Raw genomic sequence first — 19,658 nt, 5'->3', positions numbered from 1 at the left:
TAATTCTGGCTATCGTACCACTTGTACCCATTTGCCTTTGGTTCGCACCTCATGGTCATTGTCGTACATAGCTTCTGCCTGTATACCTGGTAAATAGTATCTTCCTAAATAAGAAGCATTCAATAAAATCCTGAATGTCTTTGTTTCATTTCGCTTCATGTCAAAATAGAAATTGGCACGATAATCCCGAATATCAGTATGAGTCACATTATTTTGGGCAAAATCGCCAAAATCGGTAAAGCGGGTATTTACAATTTCCCAACCGCTAGGGAAAATCTCCATCAAAGCAACATCTTTTAAAGGGTTACTTGAGGTGTTCGTTAAAGTAACCTCTGCGACGAAATCAGTTCCCTGCATAATATTTGATTCATTTATTTGAGAACCATCCCTGCCTTTATAAACAACCTTGGCCAACAAATTGCGTTGTATGGTTTTTTCGTTTCCTACCGGTAAGATCCCATTATTTACAACACTGACAAAAAGGGTGTTCTGTTCCAAATTTGAAAGAGTGATGGAATTAGTACCTTTTTTGACCTTCAACACTTTTTCTGCCAACGTCCTTTCTGTACTGAATTCAGATTGATTGCCATTGACATTCATTTTGACTTTTATTCCTTTTCCACCAACCATCTCAGCAAATTTTGCCATTGCCAATAAACTATAAGCGGTACTTTGAGTACTCATCCAGCGTTTTTCACTCAATCTTTGAGCCACTGTTTTTGCCATTTCTTGGGCTTTTGACTTGTCTTTCATCAGTACCAAGGTCTCCAATGCCATTGCTCTATTTCTACTTGCCGAACCGTAAGTATAATAATTGTGCCTGGAATTGTTGAAATCCAAGGAGGCATTGGAAAGCAATTCCTTGGCAACCTTTGCTTGTCCTATCATAGCATATGAAGCCGCCAATCGGTATTTTGATTCGTTAGATAAATTTCTAGTCTCCCTAAGCCTGTTCATAGAAGCAACATCGGCATTGCCAGAGAGGGCCAGTGCAAATAGGCGATATGCTTGAGCCAAATCTGAACGATCACTTCCTGAGCGCCATTGTTTCGCTATTTGCTGTTGGTAACTTACCCAGCTCGATTTAAACCCAATAGGCAATACATACCCTTTCTTCTCTGCCTCCAACAAGAAATGCCCTGCGAAAGAAGTTCCCCAATCATTGACCCTTCCTTGTCCTGGCCAATAGGAAAAACCTCCATTCGGTAGTTGATATCCACCTAGTCGCTTAATGGCATTTTCAACATGTAACTGAATCTTGTTTTTTCTATTAGCATCCAAATCAAAGATGTCTGCCAAAAACAATTGTGGAAAAGCAGCGGAAGTAGTTTGCTCTACACAACCATGAGGATAACGGATCAAATATTTCATTCGGCCATTAAAATTCATAGGTGGTAAGGTCGAGAACTCCAATTGGGCTGAATTGCTTCCAGCTACCCCAAAAGTCTCCAAATCGAAAGTTTCACTACCGTTGGCATCCAAAACAAAATCCTGCACCGTTGAAGTCATCGGATTTGGATTGACCACATCAATTGGTATCTCAAAAGACGCTTTTTCACCATTTCCTGTAGCTTCTACAATTACTTTTCCAATACCATTAAAGTCAGCAACTTTAAGCTCAAAGTATGCCATCTTCTCATCAGGTTGGGAAAATGAAAGGGTTTGCGATTCATCTCCCTCAATTGTAAAGGCCTGGTCCTTTTTAATTTTCAAAGTAACGTTCTTGACTTTCTTTTCCATTGCAAAAACCGTTACTGGTAAAGTAACCATTTCACCAGGCGTGATTTTTCTAGGTAAAGAGGCTAAAACCATCAATGGTTTTCGGACAGGAGTGGTTTTTTCGGTCTTACCATATGCCTCTGAATTGTTTTCTCCTGCAACCACCATGGTCCGCACAGAGCCTACATATTTTGGTATACTGATTTCATGTGATTTAGTCTGCCCTTCTTTTAGTTCAAAAGGACCTAAATGAACTACCATTGGTTCAAATCTATTCGCTTTTTTGTTTTTGGCGCCTGCCAATTCACCATCACCACCGATTGACAATACCTGATTTATTCTACCACCAAAGGCACCAATAACATCATCATAAACATCCCAAGTTTTTACACCCAAGGCTTCATGTGCATAAAAGGTGTTCCATGGGTCTGGGGTATTGAACCTTGTCAGATCCAATAGTCCTTCATCAACAATAGCAATACTGTAGGTCATTGCCTTGTTCCTTTTCTCAGAGACTTTCACAGTGATTTTCTCCTCAGGTCTTAGTACATCTGGCATGGCAATAATGGGATTCAACTTAGTATTCGTATTTTCTACCGATACTGGAATAACTCCATATAATCGAATAGGGGAATCGTTCAACGTTGTTGCATGCGGTTGTAATAATGTAATGTGTATAAACACATTTGGAGTATATAAATCCTTTATTGGTAAGTCAAATTTAGTCTCACCTTTGGTGGTTTCAACCCAAAGAGATTCCAATACTTCATTACCATTTTCCACAGTTACCAATGCCCTACCGCCTTCAGAACTTGGGAAAGTTACTTTGGCTGTTTCATTGACATTGTACTTTTCTTTATCCGAAGAGAAAACAAGCATAGTTGCCGCTGAGGGGTCATTTTTTCTTGATTTACCAGCCCATCCTGGCCAATCAATATAAATGGTTTTACCTGTGGCATGACCTCCATTTTTATCTTCCACTCGAACTAAATATCGTCCCCAGTTTGGGTATTTCAATTCGAAGTCAAAAGTGGCTTTACCACTAGAATTTGTACTTATCGTTTTTTCAAAAACCCTTTCACGATAATTACTGCTGCTAAAATTACTGAGATTATCAGCAGAAGTATCCCACCACCATCTCCAATTCACTTTGTGAATGGTAACCTTAAGTTTTTTTGCAGTTCTTGGCTTGCCTTTTTCATCGACTGATACTATTTCGAACTTGTGCTTGGTATCAGTCAAAAGCATTCCTCTATTTTTATCCCCTTTAGGCGTATTCAACCCAATGTATGTTTGGAAAGATGAATATGGTTTCACAAAAACATCGGTGCTAAAATCACCTCCATTTTCATAAACCTTTGTAATGAATGCTGCATCTAGCATTCCCGGTGCCTTATTCATCATTTGGGTGTTCATTGTAAAACCAACTTTTCCTTCAGCATTCAGCTTACCATCGAACACCCGCAATTCCTCAGATGAAAAAGCCCTCGTAGGGTCATCAAAAACATATCCTGGAAAGGATTCGAAACTTGTTTTCTTCTTATTGAACTTAGCAGTAATATCGGCCTTTAGATTTTTTGCGATAGCACCGTGTAACCATTTTACCTCAAGGTTTCCAGATATCGGATTGGTTCCTGAAAGTACCTCATCCTCAAAATCAGTCTTGATCTTAAGCCGATTGGGTTTTATTGTTTCTATCCTAATTGTTTTGGTAAACGATGCCCCACCAACAGTTACCTTGGCCAACCAATTTCCGGTTGGTGCATTTTCATCGGTTTTTATATCAAACTGATAAAAATTATTCAATGAATTTCGTTGAACCTTTCGAAGGACAATCTTGTTATAAGGGTCCATCAATTCCAACTTTACGGGATGGTTTTGTGGTAATTTATTCTCATTGTCATTCAGCATAAAGGACAAGTAAACTTTGTCTCCTGGTCGCCAAACCCCTCTTTCACCAAAAATGAATCCTTTTATGCCTTTCTGTAATTGAGTGCCTGCGACTTTAAACTTACTTACTGATAGAGCATTACCATCATTTAGTTTTAAATATGTCTTTTGCCCATTGTTCTCCGCAATTGCAAAATAGGCCAACTTTTCTGCATCAAATATTGAGGTACCCTCGGCATTGGTCACCACATTGCCCATTGGTTGTTGTTGGTAATTATAAAAAGTGACTTTGGCACCAGCAATTGGACTGGTATTCAAAATATTGTTAACCGCCACAAAGTAACTATTGTTCACCCCTTTTTTTATTGTGAGTCCTATATCGCTTGACAAAATATTTACCCCTATTTTCTTATCATAATAATATGAGGTGTTACAAGGATTTTCCCGTTCGTTCCAATCGTAGTTATAGTAGTAATCATTATAATAATTTTCCACTCCGTCCCAAGAGCTATCTTCCTGCTCCTCATCAAACTCATTCTCACCTTCTTCAAAAAGTTCAAAATTTGTTGCATCGCATTTATAACTGCTATCTTCAGGTTTAAAATCGAATTCAACCCTATAAATTGCGCCAGGATCTGGAGTGATCAATGATTTTAGATCCAGGGCATGAGCCGTCCATTTTCCATTGATGTTCGACAACTGGTTTTGCAAAACCAGTTTCTTTTTGGCAATTGGTCGTGCAACTGAGCGTAAATTGTAATTGCCGTCAATATTGTTGTTTTGTAAAAACTGGAGGATGTTGTTATCATAAATCTTAAGTACCGAAACATTTATGGTCTTAAGGTTTACCGTCTCAAAGTTGATTTTTAGATTACTTGAAGAAGGTAAAGTAGTGCCGTTGGACAAAAGTCTAATCTCAGGTTTTATCTGCTCAAAGGCAATTCTTTCTTCAAATTTGGTCCTGAGTTTATGCCCGTCCACACTTTCTATTCCTTCAAAAACCTCAAGTTGTGCTGTTCCTTTGATATCATCGCTAGGATAAACTTTTAGGGTATTACCGTCGATAGAAAATTTAAGAGCATCGGCTCCTTCTAAAGCAACAAGACCTTTAAAATTCTGACCTTTTTTGATAGGATCAGAAAAATTTACAAGTACAAGCTGTTCCTCGCCATTTTGTACTAATGCCTCTAGTACAGTGAAATTGTTCTTCCCTGGTATTTTTATGGCGTTCTTTCCCGAACTTTCAATACCATGTTTTGTGCCATCCCATGCAATTTCGAGCTGCGAATCATCATCAAACCGCTGAATACTATCAATCTTAAAATGGAATTGGGTTCCTTCCTTTACAGCTTCTTCAAACTTAATATTCAAATTTTTTCCTGATTGACTTGCCTTAATCAAAGCCTTTGCGGTTCGCAAGAACATTACATCTGAACTGCGCAATTGCCCATTAACAAACTGTTGGTCTTTAGTATAAGACTGCAATGGGTCTGTATAAACATTGAATTGTTGCTTTTTAGTCTTGACACCGAAGCTTATGGTTTTTAAGTCTTTGGGCAAATCTTTTATGATATCGGCTAAAGCCAAAATGAATTTATACTCCGTATTTTGTTTAAAACCCTCTTCAGGAATAAAGGCAATGGTCCTGTTATTAAGGGCAATGACCTTGCCTTCTACTTTTGGTGAAACCGACATCAAGTCATTTGAGAGTTCATCACCATTGTTCCAAGAATCCACTGGTTGATTCAAAACTACACGTACATCACTTTTTACAGAAACAATACCATGACTTACTTCTGCAACAAATTTTTGATATCTGCTTAAATCATCATATTCGTTAAGGTCATTTTCTTTTTTTGAGTTGCAACCAATGAAAAATAATATTAGAAGAGAGATTCTTAGGATCTGCGTAATTTTCATGTATTATGGATTTTATATAAAAGTAGTGGAGATTCTCTTTAGCGCATTCCGTTTAATCATGAAATTTATGCTTGAATGACCCCTTATATGTTAAAACGAGGCCAATGCGATATTTAGTATGATGAAAATTCATAATACTATTCTAAAATAATGTCTCTTTTAGGCTACATTTTTCTTAAAAAATGTGCAGTTCATCGATTAACTTAATGGTTTAATAACAACTGTCTTTATTTTCACTATCATTACAGAGTTGACTTTTACCCCACTCAACAAAAGAACACAAGATTCCCTTTCTTATCTTCCTACTTACTATATAGTTTACCTACTTACAAATAGAACACTGTATGAAGATGAGATTGCATTATGCTTTCCTCGTTTTATTTGTATGTATTTTGGGTTCCTGTTCAAAGGAATCATTGGAGAATACAAATATTAACGAGGCCAAGAATGCCCCTGAGGTTGAAAATGAGCTATTGAACGTTGTAAACGATCATAGGTTATCATTAGGTTACAATACATTGGAGTTTAGTGCCGTCGCTTATGAATATGCGAATGATCATAATGACTATATGATTTCAAAGGGCAGTGTTAATCATGATAATTTTAGTGCTAGAGCTTCTAATATTGCAGCGGCCGTAGAGGCCGAATACGTAGCTGAAAATGTTGCAAAAGACTATAACAGTGCAATCCAGGCCTTTAATGCTTGGCTGAACAGTAGTGACCATAAAAAAACCATGGAAGGTGATTTCACCCATTCTGCTGTTAGTGTCAAAGAAAGCACTTCAGGTGATTACTATTTTACCCAGCTTTTCTTTAAAAAATAGTTTTTCTACAAGCTCTAACTTTATCACGAACCAATTTTCAACCGCTTAGTCATTCATTGTACCAATACTTTTTTTACCTTTCAAGAAAAGAAGTAAATGGCCATTATACCCCCTTTTAATCTGAATAAGTGGATTGAGGAAAATAGAGATCTATTAAAACCTCCCGTCGGAAACAAAAACCTCTATAAAGAATCCGGTGATTATATTGTGATGATTGTGGCAGGACCCAATGCCCGAAAAGACTATCATTATAATGAAACTGAAGAATTGTTTTATCAATTAGAAGGAAACATTGAAGTTCATATACAAGAAGATCGTCAAAAAAAGACTATGAAACTGGGGCCTGGTGATATGTATCTTCACCCAGCAGGAGTTCCCCATTCACCTGTTAGATATGAAGGGTCAATAGGTTTGGTCATAGAACGCAAAAGGGCGGAAATGAAAGTAGATGATGGGTTACTTTGGTTCTGCGATACTTGTAATCATAATCTTTATGAAGTATATTTTACATTGAACGATATTGAGAAGGACTTTTTGAGTCATTTCAAACATTTTTACGGGTCAGAAGAATTAAGGACCTGCGATAATTGTGGTACTGTTATGCCAGTTGATGAACGCTTTACATTAGACGAATAAAACATGGTTTATATAATTCAAATCTTGATTGCTTTAGTTGCCATTCTACACCTCTATTTTATGTGGTTCGAGATGTTCGCTTGGACAACCAAAGGGAGAAAAATTTTTAGAAACTTTCCGCCAGAACTGTTTGAGCCAACAAAACCTTTGGCGGCAAACCAAGGATTATACAATGGGTTTTTGGCGGCAGGGCTCATTTGGACTTTCTTTATTGAAGATCCAATCTGGAAAATGAACATCTCATTGTTCTTTTTGGGTTGCGTTGCAGTTGCTGGAATTTACGGTGCTTTGACTGCTTCTAAAAAAATATTCTTTGTACAAGCATTCCCTGCCTTGTTGGCGATAATCTTAATCCTAATATGAGAACCTACGTTGTTCTAATAATAGGTCTTTTATTCCTATTTCCTTTTTTTGGTTGCCAAGACAAACAAGAACAACCCAATATCCTATTTATCGCAGTAGATGACCTACGCCCTGAAATTGGTGCTTATGGAAATGACATTGCCTTTACTCCCAACATGGACAAATTGGCCAATGAAGGAACTGTTTTTAACAATCATTTTGTTCAAGTGCCAACTTGTGGAGCTTCTCGGTATAGCTTATTAACAGGAATGCGACCAAGCAAACCCATTCATCTTTCCAACAGAGCAATTGAAGCTGAATTGTCGGATAAATCAGAAACAAAAGTTCCTGAGACCTTTATTCATCATCTAAAAAGAAACGGTTATTATACTGTGGGAATAGGAAAGATTAGTCACTCCGCCGATGGTTTTTTATATGGGTATACCGAAGAAATCTCAGATAAAAGAGAATTGCCACATAGCTGGAATGAGCTGGTTTTTAATAGCGGAAAATGGAAAACAGGTTGGAACGCTTTTTTTGGATATGCGAATGGCGAAAACCGTCAAAGCCTTGACAAGAATGTAAAACCTTATGAAGCCGGCAATGTGAAAGACGATGGTTATGTTGATGGGCTAACAGCAGAATTATCTATCTCAAAGCTAAGGCAATTGAAAATGAAAGATGAGCCCTTCTTTCTTGCGGTAGGTTTTTTTAAACCTCATTTACCCTTCAATGCCCCAAAAAAATACTGGGATCTTTACGATCGAGATGAAATTCCGTTATCTCCCAATCCCGAAATACCTGAAAATGTACACTTGAAAAGTCTTCATGAAAGTGGCGAGTTCAATCAATACAAGTTAACGGATGAAACAGCTCATCTTTCCGAACCCATAACAGATGAATATGCCAAGAAACTAAGGCATTCTTATTTAGCTGCTGTTAGTTATGTAGATGCTCAAATCGGAAAAGTGCTGGATGAACTTCAGACATTGGGTCTTGAAAAAAACACGATAGTAGTTCTTTGGGGTGATCACGGCTGGCACCTAGGAGATCAACGCATTTGGGGCAAACATACCCTATTCGAAAATGCGCTTAAAAGTGCACTGATTGTTAAGGACCCTAAAGGAAAATTGAAAAAAGGAAGCGTAAATTCAATTGTAGAAACTGTTGATATTTATCCGAGTTTATTAGAGTTCAGTAATATAGACCCAGCCCACTCGATAGACGGCGAGAGCTTTATAGGTCTACAAGAGGATTCAGAAGGTGTGGGCTATAGTTATTTTAAAAACGGGATATCATTACGAACCAGCAGGTACCGACTCACCAAATATTTCAGAAAAGAAGAGCCGTCCATTGAATTATATGACCATATAAACGACCCTTACGAAACTAGGAACATAGGCAAAACGAATCGTGATTTAGTCGAAGAGTTAATGCCCATATTAGTCAAAGGAAATACAGGGCTTTATTCTGATTTCAACAATCAAAAATCAGAATAATTTCGTAGTTCGGTTAGAAGCGGATAAAAGGATTTTTTATTCGTAAATTTGTCGAAAATTTAACAATACACGTCCTAAAAGTTATAAAATGTCAAAAATAGTAGAAGAATTTGGTATCAATGATGCCCTCAAGAAATTAGGTATAAAAGAAGTCAATGAAGGCACGTCTACAGGTTCCAATAATTTTGGTTCTGGCGAACTTATAGAGTCTTACTCTCCAGTAGATGGACAATTAATTGGTAAAGTTAAAACAACTACTAGAGCAGATTACGATAAAGTAATGGATGCGGCTACGAAAGCGTTTAAATCTTGGCGAGATGTACCAGCACCACAACGCGGAGAAATTGTGCGTCAATTTGGAAATAAATTAAGAGATTTAAAAGAGCCTTTAGGAAAACTTGTTTCTTACGAAATGGGTAAATCTTTGCAAGAAGGGTATGGCGAAGTACAGGAAATGATTGACATCTGTGATTTTGCTGTTGGCTTGTCTAGACAGTTAAACGGTCAAACTATTCCTTCTGAACGTCCAGGACATGTTATGAGGGAACAATGGCATCCAATTGGTGTTGTTGGTATTATCTCAGCATTTAATTTTCCGGTTGCTGTTTGGGCTTGGAATACTGCTTTAGCTTGGATTTGTGGTGATGTTTGTGTTTGGAAAGCTTCTGAAAAAGCACCTATATGTTCTGTAGCTTGTCAAAATATAATTGCAGACATTTTAAAAGAAAATAATTTGCCGGAAGGAATTTCCTGTATCATTAATGGTGACTATAAGGTTGGGGAAATGATGACTACAGATTCTAGAATTCCTCTAGTTTCCGCTACAGGATCAACCCGCATGGGAAGAATCGTCGGAGCAACTGTTGCTGAACGTTTTGGTAAATCATTATTAGAATTGGGTGGAAACAACGCAATTATAATTACACCAACTGCAGATTTAAAAGTAGTAGTTCCTGGTGCTGTGTTTGGTGCTGTTGGTACTTGTGGTCAACGTTGTACATCTACGCGTCGTTTAATCATTCATGAATCTGTTTACGATAAAGTAAGAGATGCTATTGTCGGAGCTTATGGTCAGTTAACTATTGGTAATCCGTTAGACGAGAAAAATCATATTGGACCTTTAATTGATAAAGATGCTGTAAATACGTATTTAGCTGCAATAGAAAAAGCAAAAGCTGAAGGAGGAAATGTATTGGTTGAAGGCGGTGTTTTAGAAGGAGAGGGTTACGAAAGCGGATGTTACGTTAAGCCCGCTATTATCGAAGCAGAAAACAATTTTGAAATAGTACAACACGAAACATTTGCGCCCATATTATATTTAATGAAATATTCTGGAGATGTTGAAAATGCTATTGATAAACAAAATGGTGTTGCCCAAGGTTTATCTTCTGCTATCATGACAAACGAAATGAAAGAAGCTGAAAAGTTCTTATCGTATGCAGGTTCGGATTGTGGAATTGCCAATGTAAATATTGGAACCTCTGGAGCAGAAATTGGCGGTGCTTTTGGAGGCGAAAAAGAAACTGGCGGTGGACGCGAGTCTGGATCTGATGCTTGGAAAGTTTATATGCGTAGACAAACCAATACAGTAAATTATTCAGACGAATTGCCTTTAGCTCAAGGTATTAAATTCGACCTATAAATAATAAAGAAACCCGCTCACCGCTCAGCTCCTTCGTTTCATTTATTGAAACTGGCTCAAACGGTCAGCGGGTTTCTTAACCAACTAAACTAACTAATTCAAACTAAAAAGAAATAATACAAGGTTACCACACCTTGCTTTGATTAAAGTTTCTAACTTTCTTTCGGAGATTCCTCCACTTTCCAACTTCCTTCCAACAAGGTTTGTGTGCCCAATACAACTACCATATAAATAAAGGTCAGGAAATCTTTTATTTTCGTTTTCATAATCACAGGCTATTTAGGTTCTCTTATATCTAAAAGTATTTCATATACTAAGTTAAATCAAGAAGTAATGTATTGATGGTCAGTCTGATTGTATGAATGTGATAAAAAATGATACTATTGGTATTACATTGTAATTGTTGTCATTTTCCCAAGCGTTGGTAAATGCTGAAAAAAGAAACCCCACCTCAATGCCGGAACTTTGTCGGGAGAGATAGGGCTTACTTTTAATATTTTCATGCAATATCAGACTTCTTTACTATACGAGTTCGAAATAATATATAAACGGCCAAATAATCTGTATAAATGGTACGTTCGACTTCTTAAATTAAAACCCTACCTCCCTGATTCATAGTCGTTAATACTTTATTTTAAGATTTTTTTAATACATTGTAAGAGTAACACTAAACATTAATTACAAATGACAAAAAGAACCACCAACCTATTGGGGATCATTATCACCATTTTGGCAGGGACTTACTTTTACATTACATGTTGCAGCGAATGTGGCATGCAATCAAAAGAGGAGCCCGAAAAAGAAGTGATAACGTCAATAGAGCCAAAAGCTACGTCTTTTCCCTTTTCGTTCAGTGATGGGGATTTCACATATAGCGCAAATGACAACTTTAATTTCAATTCTTCATCTTCGGCTATTCTAACACCAGTATCACAAGGGGTAGAAGATGGTATTGAAAGTTTAAAATCATTTTTAGATGAGAATTCTGAAAAAGTATTCAATATCAATGGATACTATACTTCTGATGAAGAAAATGATTCGGCCTTTCCGAATTTAGGACTGGCAAGAGCCAATGCAGTAAAGAATTACTTTGTTTCAAAGGGAATTCCTTCTAAATTAATGAATACCCTGGGACAATTAAAAAACGAATTGGTCCCCAATGTTAATCTTTTCAGTGGTCCATTAGGTTATAGCATTGCAAATAGAGCGGAAGACGCTGATGAGCAACTTGCTGACATTTATCAACGAATAAAGGGTAACCCAATCTCTCTGGAGTTCAATACAGCAGAGGCATCAATAAATCTTAGAGCTGAACAACGTCAAAAATTTGCCAACATATCAAGGTATCTTGATAAGGAGGACGACGCAGTAGCGAACATCGTCGGTCATACAGACAATACAGGTCAAAGGGATGCAAATATTAAACTTGGTCAAGAAAGGGCCGATTTCGCCAAATCATATTTAATGCGCAATGGCATACCTGAAAGTAGAATAAATGCCACTTCTAAAGGTCCAGATGAACCAATTGCCAGTAATGATACTGAAGAAGGCAGGGCAAAAAATAGACGAACAGTAATCACTTTAAACTAAATAACTAACATAAAAACATATTAAAAATGGATTTTTCAACAATGAATATTTGGTGCTGGTTAATTCCTTTATTGGTAGGAGCGCTTTGCGCTTATTTCGGATACCTTTTAGGAAAAGGAAAAAGCACAACGATTGACAATTCAGCAGACCTAAAACTTTTACAGGACAAAAATGCGAAGCTACAGGCCGATTTAGATGCCTGCACTGGAAAACTTTCCGCAAGTGCGACAATGGCTGGGACCGGTGGAGCGGTGGCAGCTGCATCATTGGCCGCAACCGATACGTCATTACCTTTTGATGCCAAAGCCGCTAAGGCTGCTTTGGGCAAAACGGTCAAACAAGATGATTTAAAGGTTATTGAAGGAATTGGCCCGAAAATATCTGGAATGTTCAACGATGCAGGAATCAGTACTTGGAAAGCGCTTTCTGATACTGCTGTTTCCGATTGCCAAAAAGTTCTCGACGGTGGTGGTAATCGTTATAAGGTACACGATCCTGCCTCTTGGCCTATGCAAGCCAAAATGTGTTATGAAGGCAAATGGAAAGACCTTTCTAAATGGCAAGATGAACATAATCACGGGAAACTGTAATAAAATGCAAATAATAAACCCTGACAATTTCGTCAGGGTTTATTGATTCTATAAAGTTCCGTTGGCCTCTACCCATTTAAAATGATATTGATCTTCAGGAAATTGCATTCGTTCCGATATTCGTTCTAATCGCGCTGGTAGTTTCAATAAATAATCCCTTGCCTTTTCTGCTTCATCTGAAAGACTTCTCACGGTCTCCAAATCCCAAAAAGCATTCAATTTTTTAAGAATGTCGATATAATCATGAGCCGTGTATACTCCCAAACGTTGTGCGCAATTTGAAAAATTCTCAAAGGCCGCGCCTATTGTTCCCCCAGATTCACGTAAAAAATGTGCTGGCATTACAATTTTCTTTTTCATCATATCAGCAAAGGCCAACATCATTCCTGATGGGTCTTCACCAAAAATTTGTTTCACAAATTCTCTATATGCCAAATGATGCCTCATTTCATCACCAGCAATAATACCGCACATCTTCCCTAAAAGTTTATTGCCTTTTTTTCTGGCCATTTGACCAACTCGTTTGTGCGAGATATTTGTCGCCAATTCTTGAAAAGAAGTATATACAAAGTTTTTATAAGGATCCCTATCAGTACCGATATCAAATCCATCTGAAATCAAATGTTGTGTAGTAATTTCAATTTCCCGCATATTCACACGACCTGACAAATACAAATACTTATTTAGCACATCACCATGTCGGTTTTCTTCAGCTGTCCATGCTCTCACCCACTTAGACCACCCATTTTTCTTTCCGTCGTGCTGGTTGATCCCCTCAACGTCCATTAACCAAGATTCGTAGGTTGGCAAAGCTTCCTCAGTAATCATATCAGCAACCATAGTCACCCAAAAGTCATATCCAAGTTCTTTGGATTCTTCACGTAACTGTTCAATGTCATCTAAAAATCCTTTACTCTCTGGGTCGGGAAGAAAATCTGTTGGCTGCCAAATATCCTCTGCAGGAATCAAGAAAGAGTTCATGAACTCATCCACTTTGGGCTCTAAAGCCTGCATTACTTCTAACCGAATGTTCTTGGTAACCATAATATCATTTTTAACAAAGAACGTTAATATATCCTTTGATTTTCGATTAGGAGGAGCTAAATTTTAATTTCTCCCCTTTTCGTCTAGATAAAATGTATGAACAGGATTACTTTGCCAGACATCTTTTGTATCAACATCTACGATTGATAATGGTCCTTTAAAAGCTGCTCCTGTATCTATATTCCAAACATTCGCACCTTGTTGTGGAGTGGTTTTTCCCAGTCGGGTAACTGGAGTATGGCCAATATATATTTCTTTATAGTGTAGTAATCGTTTTGGATAGAATTTATCCTCCTTCCCCAAATTCGGATTTAAGGATAACGCCAACTCCCATAACGTTCTATCCCAATAAAAGGTTTTTTGAAAATATTCATGCTCAACACCTTTCACATTGGTAAACCCTGCATGAAGATATAATCGATTTTCAGCATCTAAATGATAATTCACTAAATCATTAAAGAAATTTATGTGTCTGTCAATGGTCGATTGCGAAGCTTTCTTATATGATTCAGCGCTTGCAGCACCGCCATGTTGTAACCACATTGGGTTATCTTCTCGTTTAACCAGCCAATCTGAGCAAAGCTCATCGTGATTTCCCCTTAAAAAAACGCAATTGTGGGTTTTGTCAAGTTCAATCAAAAAATCAACCGTTTCAGCCGCCTCACTCCAACCATCAACGTAATCTCCAAGAAAAACCAACTTATCATTAGTAGTAACTTCCGCTCTTTGTAAAACCTGGTCAAGCGCTTTTAATCCTGAATGTATATCACCAACTACCAATGTCCTCATCCAGCAAATATCGAAATAATGGCAATGACCATAATTATGAATAAAACCAAAAAGAAAATCTTCCAAAAAGAATAGGGCCTGGTGCCACTCAAAGTCCCGGTCTGCCCATTGACATAAAAATGATAATCCTTCCCATTGTATTTATATGAGCTTATGTAAACCGGAAGTAGAATATGCTTGAAAGTTTCGTCGGATAATTTAATATCGGCATGACCTATACGTTGGGTATCCCCCCCAATATCTCTTCGAATCCAATTATATGCTATTTGTTTGGCCTCTTGAAATGACTGATGATGACCTTCCTTAAGTGAAATGGTGTACTTCTCTGTGACAAAACCAGAAAGATATTTTGAATTGAATGCCACCAATTCTTTTACATTCCAGTGTGAAATCTGAGAAGGTATCACCCTGCGCTTTTTTTCCGAAGCATTGATTAAAATATCATCTACAAACCCATTTACACTTCCTGAAGCATGTGACCATCTAGTCTTACGTACTTGCTGGGTTTTAGTGCCGTTTTTTGTACGTACCCGATGTGTCTCATAGTAATAATCCCCACGCTGTCCTTGATATTCAGCATATAGATTGGAATCAAATGTCCAATATGGAATATAGAGTCCGTGCAATCCTTCAGGGTCCAATGCTGCCCTTTTGAGTTTGTTCGGGGCAAACCAAATACCGCCTACCCAATTCTTAAAAATGGAACGGGCCTTTTTGGCATCCAATTGAAATGGCACCAAAGCCCCTGGAAGTATCCACCCTTCTTTTTCTACATCCTCCCGAATTAGTGGCTCACCACAATATACACAATCGAGCGATTTAAAATTCTCCTCAACATGTTGATTTGCCCCACAGTTTTTACAATGGAGCAAATCAATGGTTTCTGTATAAGCATTTTCGCCAACAACTTTCAAATAATGCTGAAGTTCCAATTCTTCAAAACTACTTTTAGCCTGCTCTATAAACTCTTCATAGCCACAATACGCACAATCCATTTGGTGCGAACCAGGTTTGAATTTGAGTTCAGCGCCACAATTGGCGCAAGATTTATTGACTTCGGAATTCTTGGTTTCTTCCATATACCAATGTTCTCATTCCCCCAAAATGAAATGGGAATTCATAATATATTTATTATGGTTATTATGCAGTTGGTAATGGTGGCGGTGTATTACCTCCTAAAAAAACCTTCAATTCTTCCACATCTTTTAATGCAATCCAATTGGCCATCCCCTGTTTCCAAACCAAAGAATCTCTGTTCACAGTTCTACTTGCAAAAAGTTCCTTTAGTTTATCAAAAGTTACTGGTCCCGCCTGTTGGCCATTAACAGCATAATGGTACATAACCTGAGTTGGCATTGGCGGTGGTACTGCAGCAACTTGTTGAGGATGCCCACCAAAAGGTTGTTGCGTCCCGGGTTGGCTCATCATATTGCCCATTTGCTGTGCCAATACGAATCCCATTCCCATTCCCATACCTGCTCCGGCAGTTCCGCCTTCGTTCTTGGCAGCAGCTTCCATGGCCTTGGCAGCTTTGAACTGGGAAAGTTTGGTCATATCCAATTTATCCAATCGGCTATATTCAAATATTTCTTTTTTAAGTTCTTCAGGCATAGAAACGTTCTCGATGTAGAACTTTTCCAACTCAATACCCACACGGCCAAATTCAGGTTGCATTACCTCTTGGCATGTTTCTGATAGTTCACTGGTATTCGCGGCGTATAATTCTACCGGAAGATTAGCCTCACCTACTGTATCGGTAAATCGGGTAACTATTAAACTTTTAAGGTGTTCATTTACTTCATAGTTGGTAAAATTACCATCGGTACCCACGACATCAACCACAAATTTACCAGGATCGTTGATTCTAAAACTATACGTCCCAAAAGCCCTGATCTCCACCAATCCAAATCGCTCATCACTCAACATGAACGGATTCTTGGTTCCCCATTTCTCATCAGTGAATAAATGTGTGTTCACAAAATATACTTCGGCCTTGAACGGACTATCAAAACCATATTTCCAACCTTTTAACGTAGTAAGTATAGGAAGGTTTTTCGTGTTTAGCGTATATGTTCCGGGAGTAAAAACGTCGGCCAATTGGCCTTCATTTACAAAAACAGCTGTCTGTCCTTCGCGAACAATAAGCTTCGCATTGTTCTTAATCTCATTTTGATATCTTTCAAATCTATGGACAATGGTGTCATCTGAGGCATCCAGCCATTCAACAATGTCAATAAATTCATGCTTCAGTTTGTTTTTTATCTCTTCAAATAAGTTCATTTTGTTAGTGTTTTTTATTTGTTAAAAAGGTAAGGAATTCTTTAAATGTTCCAAAGTAGAAACCGTAATTAATTATAGGTCTGGCATGCTTAGTAAATGTTACTTTAATAAAAATGATTGTTTTACTTTTTTGTTAACTTTTTAGTGTTGATAAATTTTTACTAAATTGATTATCAGTATTTTATGTTACTTTTTTGTAAACTTTATGACATTTGTCATGATTGTGTTTTCTCGAATATCACTAATTTTACTTACTCAAAATAACTCCATAAACACATAAATAACCGTTAATGTCAGTAAAAACCATCCCCGCTAAAAGAAAAACGTATACGCAAGAAGAAGCATACCAATCTAGTTTGGCCTATTTTAAAGGCGATGATCTAGCCGCTCAAGTTTGGATCAATAAATATGCATTAAAAGATTCTGAAGGAAATCTCTATGAAATGAATCCGGATGACATGCATTATAGAATTGCAAAAGAGATCAGTAGGGTTGAACAAAAATATCCCAACCCCTTAACCGAAAAAGAAGTTTATGACCTAATCAAAAACTTTAAATACATCGTACCTCAAGGAAGTCCTATGGCCGGTATTGGGAATCCTTATCAAATTGCTTCTCTTTCCAATTGTTTCGTAATCGGTACTGATGGTAAATCAGATTCTTACGGTGGAATCATGAAAATAGACCAAGAACAGGTACAATTAATGAAGCGTCGTGGTGGCGTGGGTCACGACCTTTCGCATATACGACCAAAAGGTTCAGCGGTAAAAAATTCGGCTTTGACCTCAACAGGGTTGGTGCCTTTTATGGAGCGTTATTCAAATTCTACCCGTGAAGTAGCTCAAGATGGGCGTCGTGGTGCCTTGATGCTTTCTGTTTCTATCAACCACCCAGACGCAGAAGACTTTATCGATGCCAAAATGGAACAAGGCAAAGTGACTGGCGCCAACGTATCGGTTCGTATAGATGATGATTTTATGAAGGCGGTGGACAACAATACGAATTACACACAAAAATTTCCTATACATAGTGACAACCCAAGATTTACAAATGAAATAGAGGCCAATAAGCTATGGGATAAGATTGTACACAATGCATGGAAATCTGCTGAGCCAGGCATCTTATTTTGGGATACGATCATCAACGAATCGGTACCTGATTGCTATGCTGATCTAGGATATAAAACAGTTTCTACCAATCCGTGTGGAGAGATTCCATTATGCCCTTATGATTCTTGTCGTTTGTTGGCCATCAATCTTTTCTCTTATGTTGATCAACCATTCACCAAAGATGCATCGTTTAATTTCCCGCTTTTCAAAAAACATATTGCATTGGCCCAGCGCATAATGGATGACATCATTGACCTTGAACTTGAAAAAGTCGATGGCATCTTGGAAAAAATCATGGCGGATCCTGAGTTGGAAGAAACTAAATCGGTAGAAATAAGCCTATGGGAGAACATTAAGGAAAAAGCAATAAAAGGCAGAAGAACGGGAATAGGCATTACTGCAGAAGGCGATATGTTGGCAGCTTTAGGTCTTCGCTATGGAAGTGAGGAAGCCAATGAGTTTTCGATTGAAGTACATAAGAATATTGCCTTGGAAGCATATAGAGCTTCTGTTCATGCTGCTAAAGATCGTGGAGCATTCGAGATTTTTGATGCAGAAAGGGAAAAAGAAAATCCTTTTATCCTTCGCCTAAAAGAAGCTGACGAAAAACTGTATTATGAAATGTTGGAATATGGTCGTAGAAATATTGCCCTTTTGACAATTGCACCTACTGGCACAACCAGTTTAATGACCCAAACCACCTCGGGAATAGAGCCAGTTTTTCTTCCGGTTTATAAACGTAGAAGAAAGGTAAACCCCAATGACAAGAACGTTAATGTGACTTTTGTTGACGAAGTGGGTGATTCATGGGAAGAATATGTGGTCTTTCATCATAGATTCAGACAATGGATGGAGGTTAATGGTATTGATACCAATAAATCCTACAGCCAAGTAGAATTAGATAAAATAGTTAAGAAATCTCCTTATTATAAGGCAACCTCCAATGACGTGGATTGGTTGAGTAAAGTACGTCTTCAAGGTGGCGTTCAAAAATGGGTAGACCACTCTATTAGTGTTACAATTAACCTGCCAAATGAAGTTCAGGAAGACTTAGTGGGAAAATTGTATTTGGAAGCCTGGAAAGCAGGATGTAAAGGTGTTACCGTTTATCGCGATGGTTCCAGGTCTGGTGTATTGATTTCCAATGAGCCGGAAGCTGAAGAAACATTGACGCATTTCCCAACTAAACGCCCGCAAGTGCTAGAAGCAGATGTAGTACGTTTTCAGAACAATAAGGAAAAATGGATTGCCTTTATAGGTCTTGTCGATGACCAACCCTATGAGATTTTCACTGGACTCTCTGATGATGAAGATGGTATTTTGATTCCTCGTTGGGCAGAAAATGGTCTTATCATTAAAAACAGAGAAGAAGATGGCACTTCGCGTTATGATTTTCAATATAAAAACAAAAGAGGTTACAAAACCACTATTGAAGGTCTATCGCAAAAATTCAATCCTGAGTATTGGAACTATGCCAAGTTAATTTCAAGTACACTACGTCATGGCATGCCAATTGAAAAAATAGTTGATTTGATCAATAGTTTACAATTGGAAGGTGAATCTATAAGTACTTGGAAAAACGGAGTCGCTCGCGCCCTTAAAAGGTATGTTGCCGATGGTACGGCTGCAAAAGGTCAAAAATGCGATAATTGTAAATCCAATAACCTGATCTATCAAGAGGGCTGCCTAACATGTAAGGATTGTGGCTCTTCTAAGTGCGGATAATACGAAGTATGCAAATACCTTCTTTTTAGTTTTTCATCACAAAATGTTGGGGTAAGCTT

The 19,658-nt window shown here is 37.9% G+C and carries 13 protein-coding genes; 8 read left to right on the top strand and 5 right to left on the bottom strand.

What is annotated here, in order from left to right:
- Positions 1 to 9 precede the first annotated feature (9 nt).
- Positions 10 to 5,529 (bottom strand): alpha-2-macroglobulin family protein, encoded by a 5,520-nt coding sequence (locus FB2170_RS07995; RefSeq protein WP_013306031.1) that lies wholly within the window; start codon positions 5,527 to 5,529, stop codon positions 10 to 12.
- Between the two features lie 344 nt (positions 5,530 to 5,873).
- Here FB2170_RS07995 and FB2170_RS07990 point away from each other — a divergent pair, with 344 nt between their 5' ends.
- The 7 genes from FB2170_RS07990 to FB2170_RS07960 all read left to right on the top strand — a co-directional run bounded on the left by FB2170_RS07990 (position 5,874) and on the right by FB2170_RS07960 (position 12,652).
- Positions 5,874 to 6,353, top strand: coding sequence for a CAP domain-containing protein (locus tag FB2170_RS07990; protein ID WP_013306030.1), 480 nt, complete (start codon positions 5,874 to 5,876; stop codon positions 6,351 to 6,353).
- Positions 6,354 to 6,449: 96 nt separating this feature from the next.
- Complete coding sequence (locus FB2170_RS07985; protein ID WP_013306029.1) at positions 6,450 to 6,989, top strand: 3-hydroxyanthranilate 3,4-dioxygenase; 540 nt, start codon at positions 6,450 to 6,452, stop codon at positions 6,987 to 6,989.
- A gap of 3 nt (positions 6,990 to 6,992) precedes the next feature.
- Positions 6,993 to 7,352, top strand: coding sequence for a DUF1304 domain-containing protein (locus FB2170_RS07980; protein WP_013306028.1), 360 nt, complete (start codon positions 6,993 to 6,995; stop codon positions 7,350 to 7,352).
- Positions 7,349 to 8,830 (top strand): sulfatase, encoded by a 1,482-nt coding sequence (locus tag FB2170_RS07975; RefSeq protein WP_013306027.1) that lies wholly within the window; start codon positions 7,349 to 7,351, stop codon positions 8,828 to 8,830. The genes FB2170_RS07980 and FB2170_RS07975 overlap by 4 nt, the downstream gene beginning before the upstream one ends.
- An 88-nt stretch (positions 8,831 to 8,918) precedes the next feature.
- Positions 8,919 to 10,472 (top strand): aldehyde dehydrogenase family protein, encoded by a 1,554-nt coding sequence (locus tag FB2170_RS07970; protein WP_013306026.1) that lies wholly within the window; start codon positions 8,919 to 8,921, stop codon positions 10,470 to 10,472.
- 684 nt (positions 10,473 to 11,156) lie between these two features.
- The gene (locus FB2170_RS07965) at positions 11,157 to 12,062 is read left to right on the top strand and encodes an OmpA family protein (protein ID WP_013306024.1); all 906 of its coding nucleotides are present in this window, start codon (positions 11,157 to 11,159) and stop codon (positions 12,060 to 12,062) included.
- Positions 12,063 to 12,088: 26 nt separating this feature from the next.
- Positions 12,089 to 12,652: a hypothetical protein gene (locus FB2170_RS07960; RefSeq protein WP_013306023.1), complete on the top strand. Its 564-nt coding sequence runs from the start codon at positions 12,089 to 12,091 to the stop codon at positions 12,650 to 12,652.
- Positions 12,653 to 12,700: 48 nt separating this feature from the next.
- Here the strand turns inward: FB2170_RS07960 and FB2170_RS07955 are convergent, their stop codons facing one another.
- From FB2170_RS07955 to FB2170_RS07940, 4 genes are all read right to left on the bottom strand, one after another.
- Positions 12,701 to 13,696 (bottom strand): acyl-ACP desaturase, encoded by a 996-nt coding sequence (locus FB2170_RS07955; RefSeq protein WP_013306022.1) that lies wholly within the window; start codon positions 13,694 to 13,696, stop codon positions 12,701 to 12,703.
- 63 nt (positions 13,697 to 13,759) lie between these two features.
- Positions 13,760 to 14,485, bottom strand: coding sequence for a metallophosphoesterase family protein (locus FB2170_RS07950; protein ID WP_013306021.1), 726 nt, complete (start codon positions 14,483 to 14,485; stop codon positions 13,760 to 13,762).
- Positions 14,482 to 15,564, bottom strand: a complete 1,083-nt coding sequence (locus FB2170_RS07945; RefSeq protein WP_013306020.1) for a hypothetical protein — start codon at positions 15,562 to 15,564, stop codon at positions 14,482 to 14,484. Before FB2170_RS07945 ends, FB2170_RS07950 begins: the two co-directional genes overlap by 4 nt.
- 61 nt (positions 15,565 to 15,625) lie before the next feature.
- On the bottom strand, positions 15,626 to 16,765 hold the full coding sequence (locus FB2170_RS07940) for an SPFH domain-containing protein (RefSeq protein WP_013306019.1): 1,140 nt from the start codon (positions 16,763 to 16,765) through the stop codon (positions 15,626 to 15,628).
- 290 nt (positions 16,766 to 17,055) lie between these two features.
- On the opposite strand from FB2170_RS07940, the gene FB2170_RS07935 reads away from it, so the two are divergent.
- The gene (locus FB2170_RS07935; protein ID WP_013306018.1) at positions 17,056 to 19,599 is read left to right on the top strand and encodes an adenosylcobalamin-dependent ribonucleoside-diphosphate reductase; all 2,544 of its coding nucleotides are present in this window, start codon (positions 17,056 to 17,058) and stop codon (positions 19,597 to 19,599) included.
- The last annotated feature ends 59 nt before the right edge of the window (positions 19,600 to 19,658 follow it).

Source organism: Maribacter sp. HTCC2170 (assembly GCF_000153165.2).
GTDB lineage: Bacteria > Bacteroidota > Bacteroidia > Flavobacteriales > Flavobacteriaceae > Maribacter_A.
This window is presented reverse-complemented; position numbering and strand designations above follow the sequence as displayed.